This window comes from uncultured Dubosiella sp., from assembly GCF_964018005.1.
GTDB classification, from domain to species: domain Bacteria; phylum Bacillota_I; class Bacilli_A; order Erysipelotrichales; family Erysipelotrichaceae; genus Dubosiella; species Dubosiella muris.
This window is the reverse complement of sequence record NZ_CAXHOA010000005.1, coordinates 117,135-140,887: the sequence shown is the minus strand read 5'-3', so window position 1 is coordinate 140,887 and position 23,753 is coordinate 117,135. Positions and strand designations below refer to the sequence as shown.

At 52.1% G+C, this 23,753-nt stretch carries 21 protein-coding genes; 19 read left to right on the top strand and 2 right to left on the bottom strand.

Annotated features, from left to right (window positions below; translation table 11 throughout):
• Positions 1–5: 5 nt before the first annotated feature.
• Entirely contained in the window at positions 6–1,523 is a 1,518-nt protein-coding gene (locus tag ABNS49_RS05235) for a 4Fe-4S dicluster domain-containing protein (protein ID WP_348688001.1), read from the bottom strand.
• A gap of 144 nt (positions 1,524–1,667) precedes the next feature.
• Between ABNS49_RS05235 and ABNS49_RS05230 the strand changes: the two genes are divergently transcribed.
• The 3 genes from ABNS49_RS05230 to ABNS49_RS05220 are packed head-to-tail and all read left to right on the top strand — an operon-like array spanning position 1,668 to position 4,286.
• On the top strand, positions 1,668–2,534 hold the full coding sequence (locus ABNS49_RS05230) for an RluA family pseudouridine synthase (RefSeq protein WP_168353651.1): 867 nt from the start codon (positions 1,668–1,670) through the stop codon (positions 2,532–2,534).
• Between the two features lie 43 nt (positions 2,535–2,577).
• On the top strand, positions 2,578–2,961 hold the full coding sequence (locus ABNS49_RS05225) for a hypothetical protein (RefSeq protein WP_168353652.1): 384 nt from the start codon (positions 2,578–2,580) through the stop codon (positions 2,959–2,961).
• Between the two features lie 26 nt (positions 2,962–2,987).
• Entirely contained in the window at positions 2,988–4,286 is a 1,299-nt protein-coding gene (locus tag ABNS49_RS05220; protein ID WP_168353653.1) for a patatin-like phospholipase family protein, read from the top strand.
• Here ABNS49_RS05220 and ABNS49_RS05215 read toward each other — a convergent pair.
• Positions 4,206–5,105 (bottom strand): RluA family pseudouridine synthase, encoded by a 900-nt coding sequence (locus ABNS49_RS05215; protein ID WP_135981115.1) that lies wholly within the window; start codon positions 5,103–5,105, stop codon positions 4,206–4,208. The genes ABNS49_RS05220 and ABNS49_RS05215 overlap by 81 nt on opposite strands.
• A 132-nt stretch (positions 5,106–5,237) precedes the next feature.
• On the opposite strand from ABNS49_RS05215, the gene ABNS49_RS05210 reads away from it, so the two are divergent.
• The 16 genes from ABNS49_RS05210 to ABNS49_RS05135 all read left to right on the top strand — a co-directional run bounded on the left by ABNS49_RS05210 (position 5,238) and on the right by ABNS49_RS05135 (position 23,599).
• Complete coding sequence (locus ABNS49_RS05210; RefSeq protein ID WP_135981116.1) at positions 5,238–5,621, top strand: desulfoferrodoxin family protein; 384 nt, start codon at positions 5,238–5,240, stop codon at positions 5,619–5,621.
• A gap of 45 nt (positions 5,622–5,666) precedes the next feature.
• Positions 5,667–6,896 carry a chloride channel protein gene (locus ABNS49_RS05205; RefSeq protein WP_135981117.1) on the top strand — a complete coding sequence of 410 codons (1,230 nt, stop codon included), beginning with the start codon at positions 5,667–5,669 and terminating at the stop codon, positions 6,894–6,896.
• A gap of 59 nt (positions 6,897–6,955) precedes the next feature.
• Entirely contained in the window at positions 6,956–8,491 is a 1,536-nt protein-coding gene (locus ABNS49_RS05200) for an ABC transporter substrate-binding protein (protein ID WP_135981118.1), read from the top strand.
• 39 nt (positions 8,492–8,530) lie between these two features.
• Positions 8,531–9,436 (top strand): ABC transporter ATP-binding protein, encoded by a 906-nt coding sequence (locus tag ABNS49_RS05195; RefSeq protein ID WP_135981119.1) that lies wholly within the window; start codon positions 8,531–8,533, stop codon positions 9,434–9,436.
• The gene (locus ABNS49_RS05190; RefSeq protein ID WP_135981120.1) at positions 9,426–10,283 is read left to right on the top strand and encodes an ABC transporter ATP-binding protein; all 858 of its coding nucleotides are present in this window, start codon (positions 9,426–9,428) and stop codon (positions 10,281–10,283) included. The genes ABNS49_RS05195 and ABNS49_RS05190 overlap by 11 nt, the downstream gene beginning before the upstream one ends.
• Complete coding sequence (locus ABNS49_RS05185; RefSeq protein WP_277820856.1) at positions 10,280–11,269, top strand: ABC transporter permease; 990 nt, start codon at positions 10,280–10,282, stop codon at positions 11,267–11,269. Before ABNS49_RS05190 ends, ABNS49_RS05185 begins: the two co-directional genes overlap by 4 nt.
• The gene (locus tag ABNS49_RS05180) at positions 11,266–12,063 is read left to right on the top strand and encodes an ABC transporter permease (protein ID WP_168353654.1); all 798 of its coding nucleotides are present in this window, start codon (positions 11,266–11,268) and stop codon (positions 12,061–12,063) included. Before ABNS49_RS05185 ends, ABNS49_RS05180 begins: the two co-directional genes overlap by 4 nt.
• A gap of 62 nt (positions 12,064–12,125) precedes the next feature.
• The gene (locus tag ABNS49_RS05175; protein ID WP_135981123.1) at positions 12,126–14,714 is read left to right on the top strand and encodes an ABC transporter ATP-binding protein/permease; all 2,589 of its coding nucleotides are present in this window, start codon (positions 12,126–12,128) and stop codon (positions 14,712–14,714) included.
• Positions 14,715–14,771: 57 nt separating this feature from the next.
• A complete protein-coding gene (locus ABNS49_RS05170) occupies positions 14,772–16,364 on the top strand; it encodes a potassium/proton antiporter (protein WP_168353655.1) in 1,593 nt (530 codons plus the stop codon).
• Between the two features lie 286 nt (positions 16,365–16,650).
• Positions 16,651–17,790 carry a glucose-1-phosphate adenylyltransferase gene (locus ABNS49_RS05165; protein ID WP_135981125.1) on the top strand — a complete coding sequence of 380 codons (1,140 nt, stop codon included), beginning with the start codon at positions 16,651–16,653 and terminating at the stop codon, positions 17,788–17,790.
• Positions 17,791–17,802: 12 nt separating this feature from the next.
• Complete coding sequence (gene glgD / locus ABNS49_RS05160) at positions 17,803–18,918, top strand: glucose-1-phosphate adenylyltransferase subunit GlgD (protein ID WP_135981126.1); 1,116 nt, start codon at positions 17,803–17,805, stop codon at positions 18,916–18,918.
• Positions 18,918–20,360: a glycogen synthase GlgA gene (gene glgA, locus ABNS49_RS05155; RefSeq protein WP_135981127.1), complete on the top strand. Its 1,443-nt coding sequence runs from the start codon at positions 18,918–18,920 to the stop codon at positions 20,358–20,360. The genes glgD and glgA overlap by 1 nt, the downstream gene beginning before the upstream one ends.
• A 12-nt stretch (positions 20,361–20,372) precedes the next feature.
• A complete protein-coding gene (locus ABNS49_RS05150; protein WP_135981128.1) occupies positions 20,373–20,795 on the top strand; it encodes a DUF523 domain-containing protein in 423 nt (140 codons plus the stop codon).
• Between the two features lie 59 nt (positions 20,796–20,854).
• Positions 20,855–21,121: a phosphocarrier protein HPr gene (locus ABNS49_RS05145; RefSeq protein WP_016319277.1), complete on the top strand. Its 267-nt coding sequence runs from the start codon at positions 20,855–20,857 to the stop codon at positions 21,119–21,121.
• A 127-nt stretch (positions 21,122–21,248) separates the two neighbouring features.
• The gene (locus ABNS49_RS05140; RefSeq protein WP_135981129.1) at positions 21,249–22,955 is read left to right on the top strand and encodes a phospho-sugar mutase; all 1,707 of its coding nucleotides are present in this window, start codon (positions 21,249–21,251) and stop codon (positions 22,953–22,955) included.
• A gap of 86 nt (positions 22,956–23,041) precedes the next feature.
• Positions 23,042–23,599 (top strand): VanZ family protein, encoded by a 558-nt coding sequence (locus ABNS49_RS05135; protein ID WP_135981130.1) that lies wholly within the window; start codon positions 23,042–23,044, stop codon positions 23,597–23,599.
• The last annotated feature ends 154 nt before the right edge of the window (positions 23,600–23,753 follow it).

Below are 23,753 nucleotides of genomic sequence, written 5' to 3'. Positions count from 1 at the left end.
GGATCTTAACCTTCTGATAATTCATGGAGACGATCGGCGTAAGCGGACTCATCCGACGTCTTCTTTTCGTTTTCGGTCGCGTACCGTTTGACAGCCGCACTCGATTTCGGGATTGGCTGCAGCGTACCGGCGCCGGCGACACAGCCGCCCGGGCAAGCCATTCCTTCGAGCAGATATCCGTTCAAACGGCCGGCTTTCGCCATCATGAGCATCGTCTTGCAGTTTTTCAAGCCTTCGGCGGCCTGCACTTTCACTTGCATTTCCGGATGTTCCTTCTCGATGACGTTTTTCACGGCTTTCGCCACGCCGCCGCTGACAGCGAATCCGCGACCATCGTTGGTTCCGGCCAGCAATGGTTCCTCCGCGACGATTTGTTCCAAATTGATGCTTTTCGCTTCGAACATGCCCATGACTTCCTCGAACGTGAGCACAAAGTCGACATCCGAGCGCACGGATTTGCGGCTGGCTTCCAGTTTTTTCGCCGCGCAAGGCCCGATGAAGACAACCTTGGCATTTGGATGGTCTTTTTTGATCATGCGCGCCGTCAAAACCATTGGCGTCAGCGCCATGGAAATGTAAGGGGCGAACTGCGGGAATTCCTTTTTCGCCATAACGGACCATGCCGGGCAGCAGCTCGTTGCCATGAACGGCTGTTTTTCAGGCACCTTGTCCAGGAAGTCCGCCGCTTCCTCGATCGTGCACAAGTCGGCGCCGATCGCCACTTCCACCACGTCCGCAAAACCAAGGGACATTAAAGCGGCTTTGACTTTGTCCGGCGTGACGCTTGGACCAAACTGGCCGACAAACGCCGGCGCGATGGCCGCGATGACCTCGTCACCCTCCTTGATGGAGTAAATGGTCTGGAAGATTTGTCCTTTGTCCACGATGGCGCCAAACGGGCAGTTCACCAGACACATGCCGCAGCTGACGCATTTATCGTAGTTGATCACGGCCTTGCCGTCCTCGTCGCTGCCGATCGCGTTCATGCCGCAGCTCGCCGCGCAAGGACGCTCGATTTTCACGATCGCCGAGTAAGGGCATGCGTCCATGCAGCGTCCGCACTTGATGCATTTGTCCTGGTCGATCAGCGAGCGGCCGTTCACGATGTGGATCGCGTCTTTTGGACACACTTCCGTACATTGATGGGAAAGGCATCCCTGGCAGCCGTTGGTCACGAAGACCTTTTTTTCCGGACACGCGTTGCACGCGAACTTGATTATATTGATCAAAGGATCATCATAATATTTCGTGGCAATGACACTTTCCTCGATGCCGTCGCTCAGCGCGCCGTATTCGGCCATTTCACGAAGCGGAAGCCCCATTCCAAGACGAAGACGCTCGCCAATGATCGCACGTTCCAGGAAGATGCTGTTGCGATATTTCGCCTTCGTTCCCGGCAGGATCTCGTAAGGGATCTCTTCGATCCGTTTTGCGTAGTCGATGTCGTCGGCGTAAGCCATCCGGGCGATTTCCGAAAAGACTTTCCGGCGAATATCGGTCACTGAATTATAGATTCCTCTCATAATTTCTCCTTCTATTCATTTGCTTTACTTATTATATCGGAAAACGGCCGGACAAGAAACCAAAATTCGTGAAAAAATGCACAACTTCAGGCAGAAGGAAAAGGACGTGGTACAATACAGACGATATAGATGAGGAACCAAGCAATGAAAGAAATACGGATTCATGAAAACGATGCCAACCAGCGGCTCGACAAGTTTCTGGAGAAGACGTTTCCCGAACTGAAAAAGGGCATGATGTACAAAGCCATTCGAAACAAGAAAATCAAGGTCAACCGCAAACGTGCGGATTTCGCGCAAATCTTGCAGCCCGACGACGTGATTTTGCTTTTTTTGCCCGACGACGTGCTAGTGCAAAAAGAAAAAAAAGTGCTCTTCAATTCCAATCTCGATGTCGTCTACGAGGACGACAACATCGTGGTCGCCGACAAGCCCGCGGGCCTGCTTTCCCAAAGCGCCAAAGAAGGGCAGGACTGCCTCGTGGAGCGTTTACGGGCTTACTTGTATCGAAAAGGCGAGTACGATCCAAAGCGTGAAAACCATTTCGCCCCCTGCATTTGCAACCGGCTTGACCGCAACACATCCGGCCTTGTGATTGGCGCCAAAAACGCGTACGCGGCGCGGGAGATCAACGCGGCCATTCAACAGCATTTGGTTCACAAGTTTTACCACGCCAAAGTCGAAGGCCATTTGCGCGACGACATGGACGTGACGCTGTATTTGAAAAAAATCGACACCATCGCGAAAGTAAGCGCCCAGCCGCGGGAAGGGTATGTGAAAGCGCAAATGCGCGTCCATCCGTTTCGCTTCGAGAAAGACGCGACGTGGATCAAAGTGGAGCTTGTGACCGGACGGTTTCATCAAATCCGCGCCTGCATGGCGTTTCTAGGCTTTCCGCTCGTTGGCGACCGCAAATACGGAAGCCATCGCCTAGAGGACATGCAGCTGGACGCGTATCGCATCGTAATCGACCCGATTGAAATGGAAATGGAGCAAAATGAGTTTAAAAAGTGACAATGCAGGTCACTTTTTTTTGCGTTTTGTCGTATATAAAGGTATGGAGAATATTTTTTGGAAGAGCCTCTGGCTCATTTACTGGCTTTGGATTGGCCGGATCGACTACAAAACCTACACCATTCCGAAGCGCTGGATCCTTCTTTCGGTTCCATTGGTCTGGGCGCAGTTTCAGGCCATCGAGCCGCTTTCTTTTGCTTATCCGCTAACCGCCCTTGCTTTGTGGGCGATCCGAACGCAATGGATCGGATACGCGGACGTCGTGTATTTGTTCGAGTTGGCGGCGCTGCTGGAGCCCGCGGCGATGAACCAGTGCCTGCTGATTGCCGTTTTGGCCGGCTTTGTCTTGGTGAAAGTCCGCCGATGCCCGCTCGTTCCGTTTGTGTCGTGCCTGGCGCTAGGCGTCGTAGTGTCCACCCTGCTTTGAGACAAGGGGTATGGTATACTGGGCGTATGACTTCAAAACAACAAAATCAATCGAAGATCCACGGACTCGTCCTTGGTGGAGGCGGGGCCCGCGGATGCTATGAGGTGGGAGCCTGGCAGGCGTTTCAAGACTGCGGGATCTCGTTTCAATGTGTGAGCGGCACAAGCATCGGCGCGATTGTCGGCGCCTTATACACCCAGCAAACCATCGAACCGCTCATTCGATTCGTTCACGAATTGCAGCCTAGCCATATTGTGGCCGACATGCCGGCGATTCCGGAAAATTTTGAAGAAATCGTCGCCAACCGGGACCAGCTGTTCGCTTTTCTTCGCGGCTATATGAAGGAGGGAACCGATATTTCACCGCTGCGGGACAGCTTGAGCCGCATGTTCGACTACGACCGGTTTATGGCTTCGCCAATCGACTTCGCGTGCATGACTTTCAATGTGACGACGATGAAAGGGGAGGCGTTTTATAAAAAAGACATGACAAAGGACGACGCGGTCGACATCATTTTGGCTTCGGCCTCGTGCTTTCCCGCTTTTCCGATGGCGAAGATCCACGACGACTTGTATATCGACGGCGGCTTTGAAAACAACCTTCCCATCCAGCTTTGTCAGACGATGGGGGCCGATGACTTTGTCGTCATCGACGTGCATGGTCCGGGACGGGTTCGCCGTATCGACGACGATTCCCGTTTGATCAAGCGGATCCAGCCGCTGCTGCCCATTGGCAACTTCCTCGATTTCAGCCAGGCGCAAGCCGTTCGCTCTTTGCGCATCGGTTACTTGGAAACGATGAAGTACTATGATCGTTTTTGCGGCTATTTGTTTACGTTTGATCGAAGCAGCTGGCCAAAGATTTATATGTGCGAGAAGTATTTGGATCTCGTATTGCATGGGCGGATCGAGGTTTCGTTTGAATTGACGGAAAAGGCGTACATGCGCATTCTTGGATACAAGCCCGCGCCCCTCGCCAACCGCTACGCCGAGGCGTACCGCTATGGCCGCCTTATCGAATGCCTGGCGTTCGAAGTCGGCATGGATCCGGTCCGGCTTTATGATTTCAACCACTTTTTGCGCGATTTGGACGAGCGGCTCGCCAGCCTGCCCGAACCGGCGGCTTTGGAAAATCCAAAGGCGCTTCACGAGTTTTTGCACAATCGAAAAAAAGAAGAAGTGCTACACTTCTTCCATATGGTTCTCGTTCAAAACAAAGGGCGTCTTCCGCTTGTTTACGAACCGCTAAAAACCGTTTTCGAGATCCAGTACGTCTTGGCCCAGGTGTGGTACGCCTTGCATATGTACTTGAGCAAAGCGCGCTAAAGACGGATCCAGACCGACTTCGATGTCGGTCTTTTGCTTGTTTTGGGCGGAAACAAACCCGAGATGAAAGCATTGCAGCAGCAGGACGCCATGTTTTTTGTTCGGATTGTACAACGGATCGTTGACGATTGGAAAGCCGCTTTGTGCCGCGTGCAGGCGGATTTGATGCTTGCGTCCGTGCACGATGCGCGCTTTCAGCAACGCGAATCCGCCATCGGCGCGCAAGGTTTGAAAAATCGTGGTCGCCTCCTTGCCGCCTGGACGGGCGATCATTTTGCGCGCGTCGTGGCGGTCGCGGGCGATTGCCAGCTCGACGATTTGCTGGTTTTGTTTTGGGCGCCCCTGCGTGATCAAATAATATTCTTTTTGGATGGTTTGGTCGCGAAACTGCGCGTCGTAAAAGCTTTGTAAAAACGGGATTTTACAAAAGAGCACCAGGCCGCACGTTTCGACATCGAGCCGATGGCACGCCTTGGCCCGAAAAGGAAAGCCCTGGCGGGCCAAATAGGCGTTGACGCCATCTTCCAGCGTGCAGGCGCCGCTGCCATCGTCATGCACGAGCGATCCGGCCGGTTTGTACGCGACAAGGCAGGTGTCGTCTTCATACACGATGCGCGCTTCCTGCTCGTGCCAGACTGGCGAATCGAAGCGTTTGAGCGTGACGGAAAAAGGACGGTTCGGGTGAATCGAGGAAGGAAGAACGATGTTTTTTTGCGCCGCCTTCGAGATTTTAAAGGTGTCCAGCCACGTGGCGATCGTCATGCTTTGATCGGGGCGGACGAGGACGCGGCCATCAGGTTGTACGTGAAATGTTGTCATGTGAACACGATAGCGCAAAAACCGAAAAACCGCAACGCAAGTTCATCGAATGGACATTTTGATCTTTTTTTTCTATAATGGAAATGGTTTAAAAAGAAATCAGAGCGAACGATCGCTCCAGGAGGATATACAATGAAATTATTTAAAGGAAAAAACGGCGAGCTTGTCGAAGTGCTTGGCGCGCCAGAAGAAGTGACATTGACGATCAACGAAGAGCCAATGGTTGAATTGAAAGCCGGATCGACGGACGCAGCGCAGGAAAAACACGTGCCGGCGGTAAAAAAAGAAGGCGACGAGCTGTTTGTTCAAGTTGGTGAAATCGAGCATCCAATGCTTCCAGAGCACTTCATTACGAACATCTGGGTTGAATATCCGGATGGATCCGTTGAACGCAAATCGCTGATCCCGGGAGAAAAACCGGTGGCGGTATTCGACGTCAAAGACAAAAACGGAAAAGTGACTGTGTACGAGTACTGCAATTTGCACGGACTTTGGAAAAAAGAACTCGAACTGTAGTATGATAAAAGCCGGAATGATCCGGCTTTTTTTGTGGAGGTAGGTATGGAAAGTGTATGGGGTAAATTAAAAAAAATCTTGCAAAATTACGAAGAGCTTGTCGTCCTCTCGCTGCTTGGCATCGGAATCGGGCTGCTTGTGTCCGTGTTTGAGGTGCTGTTTGGCTACGGTTTGAAAGCGATGATCGACATTCATGAAAGCGTCGGCAGCAAGCTTTTGCTCGGGCTGCCGCTCGCCGGGCTGTTGATCGTCTACTTGTTTCAAAAATGGGGAAAGAACGCGATCAAAGGGATGAATCTTGTTTTTGAAGTGTCGCAAGGCATCAGCCGGCACATTCCAAAACGGCTGATCTCGCTCATGGCGGCCGGAACGTGGATTTCCAATTTGTTTGGCGCCAGCGTCGGCCGGGAAGGCGTCGCGATGCAAATCGGCGCGACCGTCTCCCACGTGATTGGAGAGCGCTTTAAAAAATACGAGAACGCCAAGACGATTTTTTTAGTTTGCGGCATGGCCGCGGGATTTTCCGGCTTGTTCGGAACGCCGTTTACCGCGATTTTTTTCGCGATGGAAGTGCTGGTCGCCGGCGTGCTGAAATTTCGGGCGATGGCTCCGACGCTGACGGCTTCGTTTAGCGCCGCGTGGCTTTCCAGCCAGTTCGGGTTGTACAAAAGCAGCTATGATCTTGTCGTCTATGCGTACAAGCTGGATTGGAAAGTCATGATTCCGCTCGTGGTTTTAGGCATTGTTTTTGGCATCGTGGGCGGGGCGTTCGCCTGGGGGCTCGGAAAGATAAAAGCCCGAATCGCGGCCTGGATCCCCGATCCTTACACGCGCGTCTTTTTGGGGGCGATCGTGGCGGCGGCGCTGTTGTTTGTGCTGCATAATGGCCGCTACAGCATGCTGGGCGAAAATTTGATCGCGGCCAGCTTTCAATACGGAACCGTGTACTGGTACGACTGGATTTGTAAATTCGCTATGACGATTTTGTGCCTTTCCGTTGGTTTTATGGGCGGGGAGGTGACGCCGTTGTTCGCGATCGGGGCGACGCTGGGCTTTTGCTTGTCGGGCGTTTTCGGCATTCCGCCAACGATGTGCGCGGCCCTTGGCTACGCGGCGGTGTTTGGCGCGGGCACGAACACGTACCTGGCGCCAATTATGATCGGGATGGAAGTGTTTGGGTTTCAGTATTTTCCGCTTTTTTTCATCGTTTGCTCGGTGGCGTATTTAGTGAACCGGAACAAGTCGATTTACGCTTTGCAGCAAAGAGAGGGTTGACCTGAAGTCCACTCGAACGGATACAATAAAAAAATGAAAAGAAAGCGGGGAAGAGTTGAATGAAAAAGAAAAAGAGGAAATGGATTGCCGGGCTTCTGGCTTTCGGATTGCTGGCGGGCTGCCAAAAACCGGTTCAAAAACAAGCCGACACCCTTGTTTACGCGTCGCAGGACTATACGCGCATTGACCCGATCGTCGACGAGCACGGCGAAATCAATTTGCTGTTGTTCGACGGTCTGACGGCCCACGACGAGAACAACGATGTCGTGCCCGCCCTGGCGACAAGCTGGACGTACGACGAGGCCGCGCAAACATGGACGTTTCATTTGCGAAACGACGTGACGTGGCACGATGGCGAGCCATTTTCGGCCGAAGACGTAAAGTTCACGATCGAAGCCATCATGGATCCGGACAACGAATCGGAAAACGCGGCCAACTTTATGGATGTCGAATCCATTGAGACGCCCGACGGGCAAACCGTGATTTTCAAGCTGGCGGAGCCAAACGTGGCGTTTATCGACTATATGTCGATCCCGATTTTGCCAAAGCACTGCCTGGAAGGGGAAGACATGCAGACGTCGGACTTTTTCCGCCATCCCGTCGGAACGGGGCCTTACGCCTTGGAAGCGTGGGAAACCGGCCAGGCGATCACGATGCGCGCCAACGACGCGTATTTTGCCGGGGAGCCAAACATAAAAAACGTCGTGTTCAAGATCGTTCCCGACAGCAACGCCCGGGCCTTGCAGCTGCGAGGCGGAGAAGTGGATCTGGCCCAGCTGGCGCCCAAGGATGCCCAAGGTTTTAAAGACATGGAAGGCTTCGACGTCTACGATATGAAAACCGCCGACTACCGCGGCATATTGTACAACTTCAACAACCCGTACTGGCACCAAAACAAAGATATCATCCCGGCCATCAGCTACGCCATCGACCGCGACGCCATCGTGCAAAGCGTGTTGCTCGGGCAAGGAGAGGCGGCCTACTCCCCGATTCAGAAAAACGAGTACAACGACGAAGGCATGGAACGCTTTGACTACGATCCGCAAAAAAGCGAGGCGCTTTTGCAGGCGGCCGGATGCGTCAAAAACGAGGACGGTTTTTATGAGCGGGATGGAGAAATCATCGGTTTCACGCTTGTGGCGCCCGCCGACGATTCAGTCCGGCAGGACATTGCCCGGATCGTCGCCCAGCAGCTCAACGATGTCGGTATCGACTGTTCGATTGACGTGCCCGCGCAAGTCGACTGGAGCAAGCAGATGGCGTACGTTATCGGCTGGGGATCGCCGTTTGACGCGGACGACCACACGTTCAAGGTGTTCGGCAGCGGGCAGGCGGCCAACTACGCGTCGTACACCAACGCGGATGTCGACCGCTATTTGCAGGCGGCTCGAAGCAGCGCCGATCCCGCGGCGCGCAAGGTAGCGTATGCCAGCTTTTTGCAGGCGCTGACACAAGATCCGGCGTTTACGTTCATTTGCTACGTGGATGCCGACTACGTCGCCGACAGCCGGGTGCGCGGCATCGTTCCAGAGCAGGTGCTTGGCCATCATGGCGTGGGCATCTTCCAAAACATCGAGCAATGGACGATCAGTTAAGGGGACACGTTTCCCCTTTTCGTTTGAAAGGAGAGAGGAATGAAGAAAATCATCGAGGTTGAAAATCTGGATGTGCGGTTTTTACAGCCGCAAGGCGAGCTGCGGGCGCTTCGTGGCGTCGATTTGACGATCCAGGCCGGCGAGATTTTGTGCGTTGTCGGGGAAAGCGGCTGCGGAAAAAGCGTCCTGTGCAAAACGATAGCCGGCTTGCTGTGCAAGGAAGGCGTCATTCACAGCGGCGCGATCTGCTATGAAGGGGTCGATTTGCTGGCGTGTTCGAAACAGGAAAGCCGAACCATCCGGAAAAAAGCGTTTGCCGTCGTGCTCCAAAATCCGCAAACCGCGCTCGATCCCGTCATGAAAGTCGGCCGGCAGATGGACGAGGTGCTCAAGCTGCATCGGCCCGAACTCTCAAAACCGGCCCGCCGGTTGCGGCTGCTCGACGCGTTGAAGCAAGTCGGCATCCACGATCCGGCGCGGGTGCTGTCGCAGTATCCCCACGCGCTTTCCGGCGGGATGAAGCAGCGTGTCGTCATCGCGACGGCGCTGCTCAAGGAACCATCCGTTTTGCTGGCGGACGAGCCGACGACCGCGCTTGATCCGACCGTCGCGGGTCGGATCCTCGACTTGTTCGCCGATGTGCATAAGAGAAACCACATGACGATCGTTTTGGTGCTCCACGATTTGGCGGCCGCGTACCACTTCGCCAGCCGGGTCGCGATCATGTACGCTGGAAAAATCGTCGAAATCGGGACAAAGGAAGACGTCTTTGCCCATCCGCTGCACCCGTACACGAAAGCGCTGCTGGACGCGTTGCCTTCGCGAAACCTCGGAAAGCCGCGGCTGCCCGATCTTTCCGGCTTCGCGTTTTCCGAGGAGGCGATGCGGCCGTTTTCCTCGACGCATTGGGCCGCGGTGCCAAAAGGAGCATCCGATGCGCGATGAACAGGCGCTGCGCCTCGAACACGTCTCGAAGGCGTATGGCAGCGTGCAGGCGCTGGACGACGTTTGTTTGACGATTCATCAAGGCGAAGTGTACGGCTTGATTGGCGAGAGCGGCTGCGGCAAGACGACGCTGGCGCGCTGCGTCATGCAGCTGGAAACGTGGGACGAGGGCTCGATTTGGATCGACGGCCAGCCGTGTTCGAAAAAGCCAAACCGGACCAGACGAAGGGAACTCGCGAAAAAAAGAGCCATTGTCTTTCAGGAAGGGGCGGCGAGCCTCGATCGAAAAAGCCGGGTGCGCGAAGTGCTGCAGGAGCCGTTTCGCATCACGGGGCGGCCGGTCGACGAGGCGCGGTTGAAAGCGCTGCTGGCGCGCTGCCGGCTCGACATCTCGCTGATGGAGCGTTCATGCGCCACGCTTTCGGGCGGCCAGCTGCAGCGGCTGGCCATCGCCAGAGCGCTCGCTTTGGAGCCGGACTTGCTCGTGGCCGACGAGCCGATTGCCTCGCTTGACGTGTCGCTACAAGCGCAAATCGTCAATGTGTTTAAAGACTTGCAGGAAACGGAGGGCTTCGCGCTACTTTTGATTGGACACGACCTGGATATGATCCGTTTCGTGGCGGATCGCGTCGGGGTGATGTATGGCGGGCGTATCGTCGAGCAGGCGCGCACGGAAGACTTGTTTGGCGATCCGCGCCATCCGCACACGAAAGCGCTCATCGCCGCGGCGCTCCACGTGGACGAGGCGCGGCGGGATGACTTTTTATTTGAACAGCCCATTGAAAAAGATGGCGCGTACGAAGAAGTCAGCTTGGAGCATGTGGTATGGAAAGGAAAGAGGTCATGAAACGAATCGGAAAGAAAATCAGCGTGTTTCTCGTTTCGCTGTTCGTGCTGTCGTTTGTCACGTTCGCAATCGCGCGCCTGGCCCCTGGCGATCCGCTTGTGTCGTATTATGGCGAACGCGTGGAAAAGATGAGCGAGACGCAAAAGGCGGCAGCTAGAAAACGGCTGGGTGTTGACGAGCCGCTTCTCGTTCAGTACGGACGTTGGCTCGAACGCGCCGTCCATGGTGATTTCGGCCTTTCGTTTCAATATAAGCAGCCTGCCGGCGACGTGCTGGCGGCCCGTATTGGCAATACGCTTTTGCTTGGCGGGGCGGCGTACATCGTGCTGTTTCTGGCTAGTTTGCTCATCGGGGTCGGCTGCGCGCTGCACGAAGGAACGTGGCTGGACCGCGTGCTTGTGAAGGCGGGCACCGTATCCGCGTGCGTGCCGGAATTTTGGCTGTGTCTTTTGCTTATTTTCGTGTTTTCGGTCACGCTGGGATGGCTTCCGGCGTCGGGGGCGTACACGATTGGCCGCCAGAGCGACGTGCTGGACCGGCTCGCCCATCTCGTGCTGCCGCTGGCTGTCCTTGTTATTTCGCACGTGTGGTATTACGCCGCGCTCGTGCGAAACCGCCTGCTCGAGGAGCTTGGTAAAGACTATGTACTGCTAGGGCAAGCGAACGGCTTGTCGCTTGGGCGGATCGTGTGGCGTCATGGCGTGCCCAACGTGCTGCCAAGCTACTTGTCGTTGATGGCGATCGCGCTGCCGCATATTTTAGGGGGCACATACGTGGTGGAAATGGTGTTTTCGTATCCGGGTCTTGGCGCGCTGGCGTACGAGAGCGCGCGTTACCACGACTACAACGTGCTCATGCTCACGGTGCTGCTGAGCGGGACGGTCGTTTTGATGGCCAACGGGCTCGTCAACGCGCTGGCCCATCGTCTGGATCCAACGCAGGACGATACGCAAATCCTTCGTGAAAGCGAGGGCGAATGGCTATGAGGAAAAGGAAAAAGCGGTTTCCAGTCGTCGCGTTTGCCGGGCTTGGTCTCGTCGTTTTTGGTTGTTCGCTGGCGTCGGCGCAACCCCCGCGCATGGAGCTGGGACAGGCGAATATCGCCCCGGGTGTCTTGCACTGGTTTGGTACCGACCATTTGGGCCGGGACTTGTTCGCGATGATTTGGAGCGGCGGACGGGTGTCGCTGGCCATCGGCTTTTTGGGCGCGCTGGTGAGCGGGATCGTCGGGATCGTGGTCGGAACGACGTGCGCCTTTTCGAGTTCGAAGGTGGATGCCCTGCTTTGCAAGGGGATGGAAATCGTGCTAAGCGTGCCTTCGCTGCTGCTTGTGGTGCTCATTCAGTCGCTGGGAGGAGAAGGCTCGGTGTGGTCGCTCGCGCTGGTGATTGGTTTGACGAGCTGGATCCCGCTGGCGCTTGTCGTGCGCGCGGAAGTGCAAACGCTGCGGCGCGAGCCGTTTGTACAGGCGGCGTGGGCGATGGGTGCCGGTCCGTTTTATTTGCTGCGAAAACACTTGTTTCCCAACTTTTTTCCGTCGATCGCCTATATGCTGGTCATGAGCGTGCGCGACGCGATCGTGTTTGAGTCGACGTTGAGCTTCATGGGGCTTGGCATCGGATTCGAGCGCGTTTCGTGGGGAAGTTTGCTGTCGATGGCCGACCAGGCGTTTCTGGCGGGCACGTGGTGGATGATCGTTGTTCCCGGCGTGTTTCTTGTGCTCGTCATGACGTGTTTGAGCGATTTGGGCGAATTTATGCGGCGGCGCTGGAATGTATAACGCGCTATGGACTTTTTGACGGCTGGAAGTGTATAATAGGCTCAATCAAAAAGGAGAAATTTATGCTGAAATGTGAGCATTTAGTGAAAGACTATGTCACGGGGGACGGACTTGTCCACGCGATTCGCGATTTGACGATTACGTTTCGTGACAACGAGTTTGTTTCCATATTGGGGCCTTCCGGGTGCGGGAAAACGACGCTTTTGAACATCATTGGCGGGTTGGACAACTACAACGCGGGCAACTTGATCATCAACGGCCGCTCGACAAAAGACTACACGGATAAAGACTGGGACACGTACCGGAATCATCGAATCGGCTTTGTGTTTCAATCGTACAATTTGATCATGCATCAAAGCGTTCTTTCCAACGTCGAACTGGCGCTGACTTTGACCGGCGTCGAAAAAGAGGAACGCCGGCGGCGGGCCGTCGCGGCGCTGGAGAAAGTCGGTTTGCGCGACCAGCTCAACAAAAAGCCGACGCAAATGTCGGGTGGACAAATGCAGCGGGTCGCGATTGCCAGAGCGCTTGTCAACGATCCGGATATTTTGCTGGCGGACGAGCCGACGGGAGCGCTGGATTCAAAGACTTCGGTGCAAATCATGGATTTGCTTCAGGAAATCGCCAAGGACCGCCTTGTCGTGATGGTGACGCACAATCCCGAACTGGCGCATGTGTACTCGACACGGATCGTCGAGCTCAAAGACGGGCAGATCGTGAGCGATTCGAAGCCGGTCGACGAGAAAGAGAATTTGGAGGAAGCGGGCAAAGAAGCGCTCAAAAAGCCTTCGATGTCGTTTTGGACGGCTTTGTCGCTTTCGCTCAACAATTTGATGACGAAAAAGGGCAGAACGTTTTTAACGGCGTTCGCAGGCAGCATTGGCATCATTGGCATCGGGCTGATCATGTCGCTGTCCAATGGCGTGCAGTCGTATATCACATCGGTCGAAAACGACACGATGACGTCGTATCCGATTACGATCGAGGACAATACGATGGACATGTCGGTGCTGATGGGCGCGATGATGGATATGGGCGACGAGCGGACCGGCCACGACGATGACCGGATTTACACGAAAAACTTCGCGAACAAGATTTTGTCGTCCATCGCCCAGACCGAGTCGAACAACTTAACCGAATTCAAGACGTTTTTGCAGTCCAAAGACGGCGAGGCGTTCCGGTCGCTGGCCAAAGCGATCGAATACGACTACGATTTGACGATCCACGCCTACAACCCAAACGCGAAAACGGAAAAGGGACTTGTGCAAGTGGCGCCCAACGGCTTGATGGAAGCCATCGGGATGTCGGACATGATGTCGCTGCGCGAGCAGTTTTTGTCGAGTTCGATGAACGCGGGAAACGAGGTGTGGAACCGGCTGCCAGACAGCCAGGCTTTGCGCGACGACGAGTATGAACTAGTGGATGGACACTGGCCGGAAAACTATGACGAAGTGGTGATCGAGGTGGATGAAAACAACGAGATCAGCGACTATACGATGTATTCGCTCGGTTTGATGGACCAGGATGAACTGGTGGACAACTACAACGATTTGCAAGCGGGAAAAATCGACGAAATCGAGCCGGGCGAAAGTGTGGTGTATACGAAAGACGAATTGCTGGACACGACGTTCAAGCTCGTACTCAATTCTGCGTTTTACGAAAAACAGGGAAATCTCTGGATCGACAAAAGCGAGGACGAGGCGTTTGTCGACCAGCTCGTTCGCGATGGATTGGACGTCAAAATCGTCGGAATCATCCGGCCGGCGCAGTCGACGGTTTCGCACACGAGCATGGGCGGCGTGTACTATCCGCAGGCGATGCAGGATTATATCATTGAAAAGACGAACGAAAGCGACATTGTCCGGGAACAAAAAGAAAACAAGGAAATCAATGTGTTTACCGGCCGCGCCTTTTCGGACGAGGCGTTCGATCCCAACGCGCTCAGCGATGCCGAAAAAATGCAGCTGGCGCAGCTCGATCAAAAGCAGCTGATGGAGTATATGAACACGATGAGCGAAAACGCCAACGCGACGTATGCGTCCAACATGATCAAGCTGGGGGCCGTCGACCGCGACACGCCAAGCTCGATTTCGATTTACGCGTCCTCGTTTGACGACAAGGAGGCGCTGGGCGATTTGATTACGGCGTACAACGAAGAGCAGGAAGCGCTCGGCCACGAGGAAAACGTCATTTCGTACAACGATATGATTGGCGTCATGCTTTCGGGGGTCAGCGACGTCATCAACATGATTTCGTATGTGCTGATTGGATTCGTGTCGGTTTCGCTCATCGTTTCCAGCATCATGATTGGGATCATCACGTACATTTCGGTGCTGGAGCGCAAAAAGGAAATCGGGATTTTGCGGGCGATGGGCGCTTCGAAGCGCGACGTGCGCCGGGTGTTCAACGCGGAAACATTCATTGTCGGCTTGATCGCGGGTCTGATTGGCGTGGGCATCACCGTCTTGCTCAACTTGCCGATTTCCATGATCGTGCAGCACTATACGGATGTGGCGAACATCGCCGTGCTGCCATGGCAGGGTGGCGCGATTTTAGTGGCGATCAATTTGGTGCTGACGATGCTTGCGGGCTTGATTCCGGCCAGCATGGCTTCGAAAAAAGATCCGGTGGAAGCTTTACGAAGCGAATAATCGAAACGAAGGTGTATGAACGCCTTCGTTTTCTTTTCGGCAGGGTATAATGGAACTATGATGGAAATGTGGATTTTAATGGCGGCTGTGCTCATTTTTTGTGCGGTCGTCGTAGAAAAAATGACTTCGAAAGTGAAGCTGCCTATGCTGCTGGGGTTTATCGTCCTCGGGCTTTTTCTAGGCAACGGGTCTTTCTCGACGTTGCGTTACGACGATTATTCGCTAACGGAAACGATTTGCTCTTGCGCGCTGATCATCGTGATGTTTTACGGCGGGTTTGGAACCAACTGGAAGGAAGCGAAATCAACCGCTGTTTCGGCCGGCTTGCTGGCGAGTTTCGGCGTGGCGATCAGCGCGTTTGCGACCGCGGCGTTTTGCGTTTTCGTTTTGGGGTTCGCCCCATTGACCGGGTTGCTCGTGGGCGCCTTGGTTTCCTCGACCGACGCGGCAAGCGTGTTTAGCATATTGCGCTCGCAAAACCTTTCGTTAAAGTATCATACTGACTCCTTGCTGGAGGTGGAATCGGGGTCCAACGATCCGATGTCCTATATGCTCGTTCTCATCGTTTTGACGATGATGAAGGGCGGCATGTCGGCTTCGAGCGTGGTGGCGATGCTTGTCGTTCAAATCGTTGTCGGCTTTTTGACGGGATGGATCGTGTTTTTTCTCGGGCGTTTGTTTTTGCGGCGAGTCGATTTGGAGATCGCCGGCTTTTTGACGATTTTCATTTTCGCTTGCGCTTTGGCTTCGTACGGACTGGCTTCCGTTTTGGGTGGCAATGGCTATTTGGCGGTGTATGTGACCGGCATTTTGATGGGCAACGCGAAAATCGGTCAAAAAAAGGAGCTGGTGCATTTCTTCGACGGCTTGAGCGCGTTGATGCAAATCGTCTTGTTTTTCATTCTCGGCCTGCTCGCGCGGCCGGCGCTGATTTTCAAAATGCTGCCGGTTTCCTTTTTGGTTTTTCTCGCGCTTTCCGTTTTGTCCCGGCCTTTGGCGGTGTTTTTGATTTTAGGACTGAAAAAGGCGCCGTGGCGGCAAAGCGCTTTGGTGAGTTTCGCCGGTTTGCGCGGGGCGGCTTCGATTGTGTTCGCGATTATGGCGATGGTGGATCAAGCCGAATTCGGCCTGGATGTTTTTCATCTAGTGTTTGGCGTCGTTTTGTTTTCGATTGTGATTCAGGGATCGCTGCTGCCCTGGGCGGCCAGAAAGCTGGATATGGTGGATCAAAGCCACAGCGTGTTTAAGACATTTAACGATTACAGCGAGGAGGGCGATCTTTGTTTTTGCGAAGTGAAGCTGGACAAGACGTCGCGTTTCGCGAATCGGACGATCGCAAAGCTCGGTTTGCCGCCGGGACTGGCTGTGGCGCTCGTGCTTCGAAATGGAAAACGCCACGTACCGGACGGGGATTTCGTTTTGCGTCCTTTGGATACGTTGATTGTGACGGGAACGAAATTCGATTCGGCTGGAAAGCTGCTGGATCAGGAGCGAATCGACGAGGGGGACGAGCGGATCGGACAGCCGTTGTCCTCTCTTGAAGGGGATGTTCAGCGCCTGGTGTGCATTCAGAGGGGCGCCTCGTATATCGTGCCGGATGGTTCGACGGTTTTGTGTGGAAACGATCTTTTGATTTTTGTAAAGTCCTGAGAAAACAGGGCTTTTTTTCTGTTGATTTGTGATGTTTTTCACGAAAAATGAAAGCGCATTTATCAAAAATATTTGTTGCAAATGTATGCAAATATTTGGTACATTTAAACCGTTCGATTTTTTTTGTTGAAAAAAGAAGTTTCTTGTCCTAGGAAAAGCATTACAACTGGAAAATACTTGTAGATTTTGTTTTGTAAACGATTACAAATTGAACCAAAAAGCATTTTTAATTCATTTGAAAAGTGCTATAATTTTTTTAAGCTTAATAGTATATAGGAGGATACATATGGAACAAAATAATATGCTCGCGATGATACTTGCGGGTGGGCGTGGTACGCGTCTGTATGAGCTGACAAAAAAGACCGCAAAACCAGCCGTTTACTTTGGTGGGAAGTATCGTATTATTGATTTTCCAATTAGCAACTGCGCGAATTCGAATATCAATGTTGTCGGTGTTTTGACGCAATACGAGCCGGTTGAGTTGAACGCATACGCGGGCGCCGGACAGCGCTGGGGTCTGGATACGCGAGGAAGCGGCGTGTACGTCTTGCCGCCAAGTGAGAAAGATGGAACGAAATTCGATGTGTACCGCGGAACCGCGGATGCTATCACGCAAAACATCGAATTCATTGATACGTTCGACCCGGATTATGTGCTGGTTCTTTCGGGCGACCATATCTATAAGATGGATTATGACAAAATGCTGGCGGACCATAAGGCCAACAGCGCGGACGCGACGATCGCCGTTCTTCCGGTTTCCTGGAAAGAGGCGAGCCGTTTTGGAATCATGAATGTGGATGATGAGAGCCGCATCATTGAATTTGAAGAAAAACCGGCGGAGCCAAAAAGCAATTTGGCCAGCATGGGAATTTATATTTTCAACTGGAAGCTGCTGCGCAAGGAGCTGATCGAGGACGCAAAACGGGAAGGAAGCAGCCATGACTTTGGCCACGACATCATTCCTTCGATGCTGAATCAGGACAAGCGTCTGTACGCCTACCGCTTCGAGGGGTACTGGAAAGACGTTGGAACGATCGACTCGCTTTGGGAAGCCAACATGGATTTGCTGAACAAAAACAACGAACTCGATTTGGACGATCCAAACTGGAAGATCTACACAGCGGACATCCCGACGATGCCGCACTATGTAGGTCCGAATGGAAAAGTGGAACACTGCTATATCAACCAAGGCGCCATCATTCGAGGAAACGCCAAGGATTCCGTTCTTTTCAACAATGTGACGATTGAAGAGGGCGCGGATGTCCGCGAGTCGGTCCTCATGCCGGGCGTTCATGTCGGAGCGGGTGCGAAAGTGTACCGCGCCATCGTCGCCGAAGGAGTAAAAGTCGATCCTGAAGCTACCGTGGGTTCTTTGGACAGCAAGGAAATCGCTCTGGTCGCAAAGCGTGTGCGGAAAGGTGAATAGGGGTGAACGAATATGTTTAACGCGTTAGGAATCATTGCTTATAACAATACAAATGTTTATGTGGAAGGTTTGGAAAAATACAGACCGATCGCGGCGTTCAACTTTATTGGACGCTATCGTCTGGTGGACTTTCCGATTTCGAACATGACCAATTCCGGTATGTTCGATATTGATGTGTATGTCAACGGGAACCCGAAAGTTCTTTTTGAGCACATTGGATCGGGACGCCACTACAATATCAACTCGAAGCACGGCCACCTTGGGCTGGTGCCGGTTTTCCCGGATGGAACGCGGGCGGATGCCGTTCCGGATGTGGAAATGTACTATGAAAATTTAAACGACATCGAGTCGGATCCAAACGACTACGTGATCATCGCGCCGGTTAACTTCATTTACAAAGCGAACTACTCGGATCTGCTGGATACGCATGTGGCCAGCGGAGCGGATGTTTCGATTTTGTATCAGCGTATCGACAACGCGAAAGAGGCATTCCTCAAATGCGACGTGCTGTCGTTGAACAAGCAGAAAGGCGTTTTGGCGATCGAGGAAAATCTGGGTGCGACAAAAGTGCGCAATTTATCCTTGGGAACGTACATCATGTCCAAGCAGGTGTTCATTGACCTGGTGAAAAAAGCCCGTGCGACAAGCTCAATGTACTGGCTGAAAGATATTTTGAACGATTCGTGCAGCGAAATGGATATTCGCGCGATCAACTATCGCGGACACGTGTATCCAATCTACGATTTGGCATCGTATTACGCAAGCAACATGAAAATGCTCAACGATGAGAACATGAAAGACTTCAGCGATCCGAACTGGCCGATCTATACGCGTACTTACGACTCCGCGCCTTCGATTTATTTGAACGATGGAACGACAAGCCGTACATTCGTTTCGAACGGCTGCCAGATCAGCGGAAACGTGCACAACTCGATTATCGGCCGCGCCGTTAAAATCGGTAAAAAAGCGAAAATCGACGGATGCATTATTTTGCCGGAAGCCGTGATTGGCGACAACGCGAATTTGAAAAACGTGATCGTGGACAAAGGCGCCCGGATCATTCATAAAAAAGACTTGGAGGGTACGGAAGAAAGTCCTCTCTATATCGGAAGAAGGGAGACTGTTTAATGGCTTCGATTTTAATGGCCGCTTCCGAAGGCTTGCCATTTATTAAAACCGGTGGTTTGGCGGACGTAATTGGTTCGCTGCCGGCCGCGTTGAGCGATCTTGGTCACGAGGTGAAAGTCGTGATGCCTCTATACAAGAAGATCGCGGACAAATATATGGGAGATCTTCATTTTACAGCGGAATATACGGTATCCATCAACTATCAGGAAGTGCCTGTGCGCATTTATTCGAAGATGGTGGACAATGTTTGTTTCTTCTTTGTTCAGCATCAAGGATATTTTGAGCGTGACACACTGTACGGCTATCAGGATGACGGCGAGCGATTCGCCTATTTCCAAAAGGCCGTGATCGAGATGCTCAACCAGCTGAATTACTGGCCGAATATCATTCACTGCCACGACTGGCATACGGGAATGATTCCTTGCATGGTGAAGGAAACCCACGATTTCGACGCGCGTTATCGCTCGATTCGTTTTGTGTACACGATCCACAACCTGGCGTTCCAGGGCAATTTCGGGCCGGAAATGCTCGATTCCTGCTTAGGTCTGCCATACTACTTGCTGGACAACGGCAACGTCCGCTTCGATGGCGGCATTTCGTTTATGAAGTCCGGTATCCTGTATTCGGATAAGATCACGACGGTGTCCCCGACGTATTCGCAGGAGATTTTGACGCCGCAGTACGGAGAGCATCTGGAAGCGGTTCTCAATATGCGTAAATACGATTTGTGGGGAATCGTGAACGGAATCGACATCAAGCTTTGGAACCCGGCAACGGATCCGGAGATCCCTTACCACTTTGACAAGGTCAACTTGAAAGCGGGCAAGGCGCTGGATAAGAAGAGCTTGCAAGCCGAATTGGGCCTGGAGCAAAATCCGGATGTCATGCTGGTGGGATGCGTGTCCCGTTTGACGTGGCAAAAAGGCTTTTATTTGATGATGGAGCAGCTGGCAGCAATTTCGAACGCGCCGATTCAGCTGGTTATTCTCGGCTCGGGTGAAAGCAAGATCGAGGACGCTTTCCGCGAGCTTGAAAACTCGAATAAAGGAAAGATCGCTTTCTATAAAGGATACAACGAGTCGCTGGCGCATCGCATTTACGCGGCGTCCGACTTGTTCCTGATGCCAAGCTTGTTTGAGCCTTGCGGACTGTCCCAGCTTTGCTCGTTGCGGTACGCGACGCTGCCGCTCGTGCGCGAAACCGGCGGTTTGAAAGATACGGTCGCTCCATACAACGAATACGACAAGAGCGGCAACGGCTTCTCGTTTGCGGCGTACAACGCCAACGATCTCGTGCATACCTTGTACTACGCGGCCGACGTGTTCTACAACCGGAAAGAGGATTGGGATACGTTGATGACGAACGCGCTGAACTCGGATGTTTCCTGGGAGAAGAGCGCCAGAACGTATTCGCTGCTGTATAACGAATTGATGGGCCAGTAATTGGTTTAAAAGATGAGAAAGATCGGAATGAGCGCCTGTCTGGCGGGAAAATGCTGTAAATACAACGGCGAAAGCAACTACGCGCCATCCCTTTTAAAAAAATTTCAGGACGATGAGATCGTTTTGGTTTGTCCGGAACAGCTTGGCGGTTTGCCAACGCCGCGGACACCTTGCGAAAAGGTTGGAGAGCGGATTTTGACAAAAGACGGCGATGATGTGACGGCGCAATTTTTGAAAGGTGCGCAAGCCGCTTTGGAGCAGGTAAAGGATTGCGATCTTGTGATTTTGCAGAAGCGCTCGCCGAGCTGCGGAGTCCATCAAGTATACGATGGAACGTTTTCCGGACGGCTTGTGGAGGGGAGCGGAGTCTTCGCGCAAAAATTGAAAATGTCAAATATTCCAATAATGGAAGCGGAATCAGAAATATTGGAATAGGTATTGTTTTATTGCATGAAATGGCATAAAATACACTTAGATTTTAGGAGGAAAACATAATGAAACAAGTAACTGTAACTGTGATTGATCCAGTTGGACTTCACGCTCGTCCAGCAACTGTAGCGGTAAACGCTGCAAGCAAATTCAAAAGCGATATCAACGTGGCTTTTAAAGGACGCGAAGTAAACATGAAGTCGATCATGGGCGTTATGTCTTTGGGAATCCCGACACAGTCTGAAATCACGATTAGCTGCACTGGTGAGGACGAAGATGCTGCTGTCGCTGCGATCGAAGAAGTATTGCGCGCACAAAAAATCATCGCTTAATTCAGAAAAAAGTGAATTACAAAAAAGTCTCGTTTGAGACTTTTTTTCTTAAAGGTTTCATTATGAAAACGATTACAAATCGACGGCTAGATGCTATAATGAAAAAAATGAGGAGGAATTAATTAGAATGTCTGTTGTTGAAGAAAGATATGAAAAATGGGTAGGACATCCAAATCTGGACCCTCAATATCTCGATGTGTTGAAAGCGATGGATGCGGAAGAAAAAAACGACGCTTTTTACACACTGATTGAATTTGGTACGGCGGGAATGCGCGGCTTGCTGGGGCCTGGTACGAATCGAATTAATTTGCATACGATTCGCAAGGCGACCCAGGGGTTTGCGAACTACATCAAAGCGCATGGGGAGGCGGCTTGCGAAGCGGGAATCGCAATCGGCTACGACAATCGTCACATGTCGCGGGAATTCGCGTTTGACAGCGCGAAGCTGCTGGCGAAAAACGGTATTAAATCGTACGTGTTCGAATCGCTTCGTCCGACACCGGAGCTAAGCTTCGCGGTTCGGGAGCTGGGCTGCTTTGGCGGCATTATGATTACGGCCAGCCACAATCCGAAAGAATATAACGGATACAAATTGTATGACGAAAAAGGATGCCAGCTCGTTCCGGCTCTTGCTGCCCAAGTCATTGATCAAGTTAATGCGATCGAAGACGAACTGGCAATCGACACGAATGTCACACCGGAAGAGGAAAAACGGATTACAGTTATTGGAAAAAAAGTGGACGATTCGTACTACGCGAAAGTTCTTGGAATTCAGTTGAATCCAGAAGTGAAAAAAGATATTAAAATCGTGTTCTCTCCGGAGCATGGAACGGCGAACATTCCGGTGCAAGTCGTATACAGACGGGCTGGATATCATTGCATTCCGGTGGAAGAGCAATGCTCGCCAGATCCGGATTTCTCGAACACGCCTACGCCAAACCCGGAACAGCCGGGCGCTTACGAACTGGCATTGAAATACGCTGCCGACAACGATGCCGATATCATTTTGGTGTGCGATCCAGATGCGGACCGGATGGGTGTTGGAGTAAAACACGATGGCGAATATGTTGTCATGACCGGTAACCAATCGGGCGCTGTTTTACTTGAGTACATCCTTTCGCAAATGGAAGAAAAGGATATCATGCCTTCGAATCCGGTGATGTTCAATACTGTTGTAACAAGCGACCTTGGAGAGAAAGTCGCAAAGGCGCATGGCGTTGAAACGGAGAAAACGCTGACAGGCTTTAAATTCATTGGCGAAAAAGTCGCAAAATATGAAAAAACAGGCGAGAAGAACTATGTGTTTGGCTACGAGGAAAGCTATGGCTCGTTGATCAAACCGTTTGTTCGTGACAAAGACGCTCCACAAGCTTGTTTGATGCTAGCGGAAGCGGCCGCTTACTACAAGGAAAAAGGGAAAGACCTTGTCGATGTTTTAAACGATTTGTACGCGCAGCACGGCACGTATGAGGAAAGCCAAGTGGCTCTTACGCTTTCCGGCGAAGCGGGCGCGAACCGGATCAAACAAATTTTGGCGGATTTAAGAAAAGACGCGCCAAAGGAAATCAATGGAACGCCAGTTGTCCGCGCCGAGGATTACAACGAATGCACAATTACCGAAAATGGTGAAACGACGGAATTGACCGGTTTCACGAAATCGGATGTGTTGAAGTATTATCTGGCGGATGGAAGCTGGATTGCGGTGCGTCCAAGTGGAACGGAACCAAAATGTAAATTCTATTTCTGCATTGTTGGCAAAGACAAAGAAGACGCCCACAACAAGACACTCGCTTATCAAAAAGCGATGGCGGAACTGACAGGAACCGCTGAATAACCAAAAAAGCCCGGATTCCGGGTTTTTTTAATGGATCTATGGACGAAATGTTGTCAGCTTGCCCATTGTCGGCTATAATGGCGAGTATGAAAAAGAAAAAAAATATCGTGTTGCGGATTCTTTGCGCCATGTTGTTTGTGCTGCTGTCTGGAATCATTATGCTTTCGATTTATACATTATCCAACGAGGATGGTTTTGATTCCAGCGTTCGCAGTGAAAGTGTGACGGAATCATTGAAACAGGAAGTGAAGGATCGCCTGGAAAACACACCGGAAGGGGTGGCCTTGTCAGAGCGAATCAAAGGAATCGTGATCCGCTTTTCACCTTATGGAAGCGACTGGAACGCAAATGTGCGCAAATTAGCCCATTTTTCGATTTACTTCGCGTTGGCGTCGATGATTTATATCACTTTGGCTATCCTTGGATGCAAAAAGCTTTCCAGAATTTTTCTCACCGTCCTCGCATGTGGTGTGTTTGCGGTTTTCGACGAGCTCCATCAAGGCGATGTCATGGGAAGGACAATGTCGAAGCGCGATGTGCTCATTGATATGCTTGGCGCTTGTACCGCAATCGGGGGATTGACAGTGATTTCCATCGTTTATTCGTTGATTTCATGGGTTGGAAAAGGAATCTTTGAATCGTGAGAAAGAGCGGAAACGCTCTTTTTTTGTTGTCTGAAAATTAAAAATGTATAAAAGAAGTTTTGGACGGTTATGAGAAAGATCCATCAAAACCCCTCCTTTTTCCTCTTTTTATCTGTCATCTAAATTTATTTAAAAAAGATATAAAAAGTAGTTG

Excerpts from the sequence above, each read along its gene's own strand:
- ABNS49_RS05235 (WP_348688001.1), bottom strand. The coding sequence starts at position 1,523 with ATGAGAGGAATCTATAATTCAGTGACCGATATTCGCCGGAAAGTCTTT.
- ABNS49_RS05230 (WP_168353651.1), top strand. The coding sequence starts at position 1,668 with ATGAAAGAAATACGGATTCATGAAAACGATGCCAACCAGCGGCTCGAC.
- ABNS49_RS05225 (WP_168353652.1), top strand. The coding sequence starts at position 2,578 with ATGGAGAATATTTTTTGGAAGAGCCTCTGGCTCATTTACTGGCTTTGG.
- ABNS49_RS05220 (WP_168353653.1), top strand. The coding sequence starts at position 2,988 with ATGACTTCAAAACAACAAAATCAATCGAAGATCCACGGACTCGTCCTT.
- ABNS49_RS05215 (WP_135981115.1), bottom strand. The coding sequence starts at position 5,105 with ATGACAACATTTCACGTACAACCTGATGGCCGCGTCCTCGTCCGCCCC.
- ABNS49_RS05210 (WP_135981116.1), top strand. The coding sequence starts at position 5,238 with ATGAAATTATTTAAAGGAAAAAACGGCGAGCTTGTCGAAGTGCTTGGC.
- ABNS49_RS05205 (WP_135981117.1), top strand. The coding sequence starts at position 5,667 with ATGGAAAGTGTATGGGGTAAATTAAAAAAAATCTTGCAAAATTACGAA.
- ABNS49_RS05200 (WP_135981118.1), top strand. The coding sequence starts at position 6,956 with ATGAAAAAGAAAAAGAGGAAATGGATTGCCGGGCTTCTGGCTTTCGGA.
- ABNS49_RS05195 (WP_135981119.1), top strand. The coding sequence starts at position 8,531 with ATGAAGAAAATCATCGAGGTTGAAAATCTGGATGTGCGGTTTTTACAG.
- ABNS49_RS05190 (WP_135981120.1), top strand. The coding sequence starts at position 9,426 with ATGCGCGATGAACAGGCGCTGCGCCTCGAACACGTCTCGAAGGCGTAT.
- ABNS49_RS05185 (WP_277820856.1), top strand. The coding sequence starts at position 10,280 with ATGAAACGAATCGGAAAGAAAATCAGCGTGTTTCTCGTTTCGCTGTTC.
- ABNS49_RS05180 (WP_168353654.1), top strand. The coding sequence starts at position 11,266 with ATGAGGAAAAGGAAAAAGCGGTTTCCAGTCGTCGCGTTTGCCGGGCTT.
- ABNS49_RS05175 (WP_135981123.1), top strand. The coding sequence starts at position 12,126 with ATGCTGAAATGTGAGCATTTAGTGAAAGACTATGTCACGGGGGACGGA.
- ABNS49_RS05170 (WP_168353655.1), top strand. The coding sequence starts at position 14,772 with ATGATGGAAATGTGGATTTTAATGGCGGCTGTGCTCATTTTTTGTGCG.
- ABNS49_RS05165 (WP_135981125.1), top strand. The coding sequence starts at position 16,651 with ATGGAACAAAATAATATGCTCGCGATGATACTTGCGGGTGGGCGTGGT.
- glgD (WP_135981126.1), top strand. The coding sequence starts at position 17,803 with ATGTTTAACGCGTTAGGAATCATTGCTTATAACAATACAAATGTTTAT.
- glgA (WP_135981127.1), top strand. The coding sequence starts at position 18,918 with ATGGCTTCGATTTTAATGGCCGCTTCCGAAGGCTTGCCATTTATTAAA.
- ABNS49_RS05150 (WP_135981128.1), top strand. The coding sequence starts at position 20,373 with ATGAGAAAGATCGGAATGAGCGCCTGTCTGGCGGGAAAATGCTGTAAA.
- ABNS49_RS05145 (WP_016319277.1), top strand. The coding sequence starts at position 20,855 with ATGAAACAAGTAACTGTAACTGTGATTGATCCAGTTGGACTTCACGCT.
- ABNS49_RS05140 (WP_135981129.1), top strand. The coding sequence starts at position 21,249 with ATGTCTGTTGTTGAAGAAAGATATGAAAAATGGGTAGGACATCCAAAT.
- ABNS49_RS05135 (WP_135981130.1), top strand. The coding sequence starts at position 23,042 with ATGAAAAAGAAAAAAAATATCGTGTTGCGGATTCTTTGCGCCATGTTG.